At 36.2% G+C, this 2,482-nt stretch carries 4 protein-coding genes; 2 read left to right on the top strand and 2 right to left on the bottom strand.

The genetic code is table 11. From position 1 onward, the window contains the following. Positions 1 to 549 precede the first annotated feature (549 nt). The gene (locus GQR55_RS19860; protein WP_008113998.1) at positions 550 to 789 is read left to right on the top strand and encodes a type II toxin-antitoxin system ParD family antitoxin; all 240 of its coding nucleotides are present in this window, start codon (positions 550 to 552) and stop codon (positions 787 to 789) included. A 1-nt stretch (position 790) separates the two neighbouring features. Next, positions 791 to 1,081: a type II toxin-antitoxin system RelE/ParE family toxin gene (locus GQR55_RS19855; protein WP_166421951.1), complete on the top strand. Its 291-nt coding sequence runs from the start codon at positions 791 to 793 to the stop codon at positions 1,079 to 1,081. A 271-nt stretch (positions 1,082 to 1,352) separates the two neighbouring features. Here GQR55_RS19855 and GQR55_RS19850 read toward each other — a convergent pair whose 3' ends face one another. Continuing rightward, entirely contained in the window at positions 1,353 to 1,622 is a 270-nt protein-coding gene (locus tag GQR55_RS19850) for a helix-turn-helix transcriptional regulator (RefSeq protein ID WP_240916934.1), read from the bottom strand. Further along, positions 1,619 to 2,404, bottom strand: a complete 786-nt coding sequence (locus GQR55_RS19845; protein ID WP_166421950.1) for a HipA domain-containing protein — start codon at positions 2,402 to 2,404, stop codon at positions 1,619 to 1,621. The genes GQR55_RS19850 and GQR55_RS19845 overlap by 4 nt, the downstream gene beginning before the upstream one ends. Positions 2,405 to 2,482: the final 78 nt, after the last annotated feature.

Raw genomic sequence — 2,482 nt, 5'->3', positions numbered from 1 at the left:
CTGTTGGATCTGAGAAAAAAGAAGCAGCCTAGCATTCAAAAGCTAGACTGTAGAAGCCCATTGATCGACACGTAGTGGCGTCGGTGGGTAGTTCACTAATCCCCGCGATCTCTGATAGCTTTTGTTGCGTGTAGCCTAAAGCTTTCCTGCTAGTACTTATTTGTTTGCCAATATCAGCTCTACTCGACATATATTCACTTATTGAATGTTAGCTATATGGCTAATATATTAGTATGTAACCCCTGTGTTAGCTATATAGCTAATAAAAATTATCAATATTTCACCCAATAGAGTCCAATAATTTTTCTACGGTGTTGAAGGGAACTGTGTGATAAGCGCGTTAAAATCGCAATCACCGCTTACCCGGCATTTTAAGAAATCAACACTGTCATTTGATTTAAATTTCAACCATACCGCCTTAATAAGAAGCTAAAAAATAGTTGCTTATACTTTAGCAACGTAGGATTAGGAGGTGTTTTTTGTCTTTCTTAATTGACTTGATATGTTTTTGATACCAAAATATATTGAATTTTGGTATTGGAGGTTGGCATGGCGAAAAATACAAGTGTTACATTAGGTGAGCATTTCGACTCATTTATTAGTCAGCAATTAGAGACTGGTAGGTATGGATCTGCAAGTGAAGTTCTAAGAGCTGGATTAAGAGCCTTAGAAGATCAAGAATTGAAAATGAACAATTTAAGGAATATGTTGGTTGAGGGAGAAAACAGCGGAATAGCTGACTATTCATATGACACACTATTAAGTGACTTAGATAAAGAAAATCATTGATATGAAATTTCATATATCTAAAAAAGCTAAATCAGATTTAATCAAAATCGCTCGTTACACGCAACTTAACTGGGCCAAACAGCAGAGAAATGACTATTTAAAGTTACTTGATAGCGTTTTTCATCAAATTGCAGAAGAACCAGCGCTAGGTTATATCTGTGATTACATTAGAGAAGGCTATAGAAAGCGACCGCAAGGGAGTCATGTTATCTATTACAAAGAATTCGGCAAGAAAGAAGTTGTAATTATTCGAGTTATTCATAAAAGCATGGATGTACACCGGGCTCTCTGAAAATGTAACGAGTCTGTATAGTTACTTTTTTAGGAACACATCTTAACCATTCTGAATTGATTGCTTTTTGACCTTTAACTTTGGGGCGGACCGTTGCGGGGCCATGGTTCTGATGGATAAAATCGATTTATCGGGATTTTACGCGTGATATAACAACGACAAAACGGAGGCTGCTGTGTATCCGCCTTCATTAATGGTGGCGTTTCAAATAAGAGGAAACATCTCAAGTTTACGTTTGTATATGTATATGTCGTGAGTTTAAGAAACAATTCTAGTCATCACTTTTAATGTTAAAACAAACCCACATGGTTTTAGTACTTTTTTTTAAAATCGATAAGCGAGGATCTGTGTTGTTTTTCTCAATATCACGTAATGTTCTATCTGATACTTTTACATAATTAGCAAAGCGTGTTTGCGACATTTTATAAAGCTTAGTGCGAACTAATCGTACTGCATCACCTATTTCTATCTCATTATTTAAAATATCGCTCTCTATCTGTGCTAAAAATGCTAACCTTTCTAATCCATCATACTTACTCATCCATCCATAACTCCCATTTGTACGAATTCACTCTCTAGAAACTCAAGCCCTATAGACGGAAAATAAACAATACGTTCAGGGCAACCAGCGGCTAAAAGTTTCATGGGTAAATTTTTGAGCCTTTTGGCTATTTCTTGAAGATATGTAATCAATTCATCTGGATCACACATAGGTGAAAGTTGCTCAGCTATATGTAAAAAGTTTACCTTGCCAGCACGTTCAAAACCCTCACCCCACTTAAATAGTCGCGTTACCATTTCAGGATCTGCTTTCATTGGCGCAAAGTCATAGATAGGGGCAAACGAAATCTTATTCTCTTTTTTGATAAATGAAATATTACGTCCATGATTGTCTGAATTTCCAAAGATTAAGTTCAAAAAGTCGCGTGCAATATATTGTTTCACAAACTCTTCAGATGACATATCAGTCGTGTTACTAATTTTTGCCCAAAGGCGATTAATCACATCAAAATGATTCTGCGTACTTCCTAGCTCTGCATTAATAATTGAATAGATACTTTCCATGCCTAACCTATGAGCAATTCCATCAACAATTTCAATATCAAAGCGAGGTAGCCATAAGCTTACTTGGCCATTATGTTCGAGCATTTTTATTAAAGAGGGATCCATAGTCTCTACTGACAAACCATCGAGCACTTGGTTTAGAACTTGGTAATAAACGCCTTCAGCCTTCAAAATATCGTTATCAATCTCTTGCCGGTTGTTTCTAGCAAATTTAGTTAAGTAAGCAGTGCCGGTTAAAGGTTTTCCTGCAAAGTGCATATTCTCTCCAGCTTTGATCACCCAATTGCATTAACTTTGATCGCTTATTCTCATTAAGCTTTGATCACTAAAATCACT

Origin of the sequence: Pseudoalteromonas sp. Z1A8 (assembly GCF_011378855.1) — a bacterium.
Lineage (GTDB): Bacteria > Pseudomonadota > Gammaproteobacteria > Enterobacterales > Alteromonadaceae > Pseudoalteromonas.
This window is presented reverse-complemented; position numbering and strand designations above follow the sequence as displayed.

Excerpts from the sequence above, each read along its gene's own strand:
- GQR55_RS19855 (WP_166421951.1), top strand. The coding sequence starts at position 791 with ATGAAATTTCATATATCTAAAAAAGCTAAATCAGATTTAATCAAAATC.
- GQR55_RS19850 (WP_240916934.1), bottom strand. The coding sequence starts at position 1,622 with ATGAGTAAGTATGATGGATTAGAAAGGTTAGCATTTTTAGCACAGATA.
- GQR55_RS19845 (WP_166421950.1), bottom strand. The coding sequence starts at position 2,404 with ATGCACTTTGCAGGAAAACCTTTAACCGGCACTGCTTACTTAACTAAA.
- GQR55_RS19860 (WP_008113998.1), top strand. The coding sequence starts at position 550 with ATGGCGAAAAATACAAGTGTTACATTAGGTGAGCATTTCGACTCATTT.